Raw genomic sequence first — 3,975 nt, 5'->3', positions numbered from 1 at the left:
AGCCCCAGCCGAGTCGGTTTGACTCAGCTGGGGCGCCTGCAAGGCACGGTACCACCCAACTTCGCAGCATGGCTGCACTCGTTTCAGCGTTAACGGTGCTGGTCCGTCCGAGCAACTTGATCGCGTAATTCACGGGCAGGGCCTGTCCGGTTCGCATCAACCACCGGTTTTCTGAGCGCTGAGCCATGCCGCTACTGAACGATTACTCGAAATACTTGTTTTTTACTATAGCATTAACTTTTGCTTTAAGCAACGGTTTTGCTTAATTTTTTTCTCATCAAATCAGGGTTTGATATCTGGAGGTTATGAAAGAAATGCTGTACTTTCATCCAACCGGATCCGGAAAAAGAAAAAAGCCGGAAGCTGCCAAAAAAGTTTGACGAGTCCGGAAAAGTTTGCTAATATTAACATACATGACTTGGAGTAGTACTCAAGTGGCTGAAGAGGCGCCCTTGCTAAGGGTGTAGGTCGGGAAACCGGCGCCAGAGTTCGAATCTCTGCTACTCCGTACAAGCTGTTTAATTATAAGGCAACGACCAACTTGAACCAGTTGGCCGTTGTTTTTTGTTTGCGCATATTTCCTTTTGCTTTTTTATTTTAATGCCGGTATTTTTCTAAAAAATGCAATTTTGGGCTTGTTTTTTGTTTTTTGCAATAGCTTTTCAGGCAAAAAGATAAATTTACCAAAACACTGAAAAAGGTTTCAAGAAAGTGCTTTACGTAAGCGCTTTTTATTGTATAATAGGAATGTACCGAAGTTTTTGAGGAGGAAATATCATGGTAGGAATTGTTTTAGCTAGCCATGGCGGTTTTGCGGACGGCATTGCCGAATCCGCACAAATGCTCTTTGGCCCACAAGACAATTTTGCCCATGTCATTCTGAAGCCTTCTGAAGGCCCAGATGATATCAAGGGTAAGATGAATGAAGCGATTGCTTCTTTTGCAGACCAGGAAGAAGTTTTGTTCCTGGTTGACCTGTGGGGTGGCACGCCTTTCAACCAAGCAAACGGTTTGCTCGATGGTCACGACAAGTGGGCAATCGTTTCTGGTTTGAACTTGCCGATGGTAGTTGAAGCCTTGACCCAAAGAATGATCAATGACAAGGCTACCGCGCAAGAAATCGCTACTGCGATCATTAAGCCAGCCAAGGATGGTATCAAGACCAAGCCTGAAAGCTTAATGCCAGCAGAAGAAAAGGCCGCAGCCGCACCTGCAGCAGCTGGCGCACCTAAGGAAGCAATCCCAGAAGGGACTGTTTTGGGCGACGGTCACATCAAGATCGTTGGTGCCAGAATTGACTCACGTCTGTTGCACGGGCAAGTTGCAACTGGTTGGATTCCATCACTGCACCCGGACCGGGTTATCGTGGTTTCTGACAAGGTTGCCAAGGACGACCTGCGCAAGAGCATGATTCGTGAAGCTGCTCCAGCCGGCACGGTAGCACACACCGTTCCGCTGAAGAAGATGAAGGAAATTTCTGAGGACCCGCGTTTTGGTACTACTCATGCCTTCTTGTTGTTTGAAAACCCAGAAGATGCTTTGCAAACGATCAAGAACGGCGTAGATATCAAGACTTTGAACGTCGGCTCCATGTCATACAGCAAGGGCAAGGTTAACGCCAACACTGTTTTGTCAATGGACCAGACTGACGTCGACACTTTCCGTGAACTCGAAAAGATGGGCATCAAGTTCGATGTCCGCAAGGTTCCTTCAGATAACCCAGAAAACATGGATTCAATTCTGAAGAAGGCACAAAGCCTGCTTGATGAACAAAAGTAGTGGGAAAAGGAGTAAAAAATGGACTTAAATGCTATTCAAATCATCCTGGTGATTGTGGTAGCTTTCCTGGCCGGGATGGAAGGTATCCTGGATGAATGGGAATTCCACCAACCATTGGTTGCATGTACTTTAATCGGTTTAGTTACTGGCAATCTTACCCTGGGTATTATGCTCGGCGGTTCTTTGCAAATGATCGCTTTGGGTTGGGCCAACATCGGTGCTGCCGTTGCGCCTGACGCCGCTTTGGCAGCCGTTGCCTCAGCCATCATCCTGATCAAGGGTGGTCAAGGCACTAAGGGTATCGGTACTGCTACCGGTTTGGCCATTACTTTGGCCGTTGCCGGCTTGTTCTTGACCATGTTGGTCCGGACCATCTCAACTGCCATTGTCCACATCATGGACAAGCACGCTGAAGAAGGCAACTGGCGCATGATCAACGTATGGCAATGGATCGCTGTCTGCTTGCAGGGTCTGCGTATCGCCATTCCATCAGCCTGCCTGCTGGCTATCCCTACTTCAACTGTTAGAAGCGCCCTGGCTGCTATGCCGTCATGGCTGTCAGATGGTATGACCATCGGTGGTGGTATGGTTGTTGCCGTAGGTTACGCTATGGTTATCAACATGATGGCCAGCCGTGAAGTATGGCCATTCTTCGCCATTGGTTTTGCTTTGGCCGGCGTACAAGACTTGACTTTGATCGCCTTGGGTGCGATTGGTTTGTCCCTGGCCCTGATGTACCTTGCTTTGGAAGACAAGGTAAGCAAGGGTTCTGGCGATGCTGCTGCAGCTGGTACTGGTGACCCGCTGGGCGACATCATTGATGACTATTAGAAATCAAGCCAGAAAGGAGAGATAAATCATGACTGAAAAGAAAGTAACTTTATCAAAGCGTGATCGTTGGGACGTTATGTGGCACTCACAACTTCTGCAAGGTTCATGGAACTACGAAAGAATGCAGAACGGTGGTTGGGTCTACAGTATGATCCCAGCTTTAAGAAAGCTGTACCCAAACAAGGAAGACATGGCTGCTGCTCTGCAACGTCACCTGGTCTTCTTTAACACTCACCCTTACTTGGCTTCACCAATCATCGGTGTTACCCTGGCCCTGGAAGAAGACAAGGCCAATGGCGTTGATGTTGACGACGAAGCCATCCAAGGTGTTAAGGTTGGTATGATGGGGCCTTTGGCCGGTGTTGGTGACCCAGTCTTCTGGTACACTGTTCGTCCAATCCTTGGTGCCCTTGGTGCCTCAATGGCCATCAACGGCAACATTATCGGGCCAATCCTCTTCTTTGTTCTTTGGAACCTGATCCGTATCGCCTTCTTGTGGTACACTCAAGAATTGGGTTACAAGGCTGGTGCCGCTATCAGCGCCGACCTTTCAGGCGGTTTGCTGAAGAAGGTTACCCGTGGGGCTGCCATGATGGGTATGTTCGTCCTGGGTGCCTTGATCGAACGTTGGGTAAGCATCACCTTCACTCTGAAGGTTTCTGAAGTGCCAATCCAAAAGGGTGGCTACATCGACTGGTCCAAGCTGCCAAGCGGCGCTGCTGGTATCAAGCAAGCTTTGACCCAACAAGCAGCTGGTCTGTCCTTGAGTAAGACCAAGGTTACTACTCTGCAAGACAACTTGAACATGCTGATCCCAGGTTTGGCAGGTCTGCTGCTGACCTTCCTCTGCATGTGGCTCTTGAAGAAGAAAGTTTCTCCAATCATCATCATCTTGGGGATCTTCGTTGTTGGTATCCTCTTCCACGTATGGGGCTTGATGTAAGATTAACAAATGGCTCAATCAATGAATAAAACCGTTGATCTGGCTGTACAAGGAACTTGGTTCCGGGCCATGTCTACCTATGGCAAAGTCATGATCGGCGATGAAGCTTTTGAATTCTATAATGAGAAGAATGTTGAAGACTACATTCAGATTCCTTGGGATCAGGTGACTTATGTGGTGGCCGATGTCCATTTCAAAGGGAAGTACATTCCCCGCTTTGAAATTCGGACCAAGAAAGATGGCAAGTTCATCTTCATCACTAAGGATCCAAAGAGAACTCTGCGGGCTATCCGCAAGTACGTCCCGGCCGACCACATGCGGCAGGCTTTGGGAGTTTGGGGCACGATTAAACTCTTCTTTACTCGCAAAAAGAAATAGAATGGAAGATAAGTCTGGATTTTGATCCAGGCTTATTTTTTTGG

General features: G+C 48.1%; 4 protein-coding genes and 1 tRNA gene. All 5 read left to right on the top strand.

Features of this window, described 5'->3' with window-relative positions; all coding sequences use genetic code 11:
• Positions 1-420 precede the first annotated feature (420 nt).
• Positions 421-508 (top strand) — tRNA-Ser (locus lacNas_RS10815).
• Between the two features lie 269 nt (positions 509-777).
• The gene (locus lacNas_RS10810) at positions 778-1,779 is read left to right on the top strand and encodes a PTS sugar transporter subunit IIB (protein WP_201330625.1); all 1,002 of its coding nucleotides are present in this window, start codon (positions 778-780) and stop codon (positions 1,777-1,779) included.
• A gap of 18 nt (positions 1,780-1,797) precedes the next feature.
• A complete protein-coding gene (locus lacNas_RS10805) occupies positions 1,798-2,610 on the top strand; it encodes a PTS mannose/fructose/sorbose transporter subunit IIC (RefSeq protein WP_201330624.1) in 813 nt (270 codons plus the stop codon).
• Positions 2,611-2,638: 28 nt separating this feature from the next.
• Positions 2,639-3,553 carry a PTS system mannose/fructose/sorbose family transporter subunit IID gene (locus tag lacNas_RS10800; RefSeq protein ID WP_201330623.1) on the top strand — a complete coding sequence of 305 codons (915 nt, stop codon included), beginning with the start codon at positions 2,639-2,641 and terminating at the stop codon, positions 3,551-3,553.
• 9 nt (positions 3,554-3,562) lie between these two features.
• Positions 3,563-3,931, top strand: coding sequence for a DUF956 family protein (locus tag lacNas_RS10795; RefSeq protein ID WP_201330622.1), 369 nt, complete (start codon positions 3,563-3,565; stop codon positions 3,929-3,931).
• The last annotated feature ends 44 nt before the right edge of the window (positions 3,932-3,975 follow it).

The sequence above is a fragment of the Lactobacillus nasalidis genome, assembly GCF_016587775.1.
GTDB classification, from domain to species: Bacteria; Bacillota; Bacilli; order Lactobacillales; family Lactobacillaceae; genus Lactobacillus; species Lactobacillus nasalidis.
This window is presented reverse-complemented; position numbering and strand designations above follow the sequence as displayed.

Excerpts from the sequence above, each read along its gene's own strand:
- lacNas_RS10805 (WP_201330624.1), top strand. The coding sequence starts at position 1,798 with ATGGACTTAAATGCTATTCAAATCATCCTGGTGATTGTGGTAGCTTTC.
- lacNas_RS10800 (WP_201330623.1), top strand. The coding sequence starts at position 2,639 with ATGACTGAAAAGAAAGTAACTTTATCAAAGCGTGATCGTTGGGACGTT.
- lacNas_RS10810 (WP_201330625.1), top strand. The coding sequence starts at position 778 with ATGGTAGGAATTGTTTTAGCTAGCCATGGCGGTTTTGCGGACGGCATT.
- lacNas_RS10795 (WP_201330622.1), top strand. The coding sequence starts at position 3,563 with ATGGCTCAATCAATGAATAAAACCGTTGATCTGGCTGTACAAGGAACT.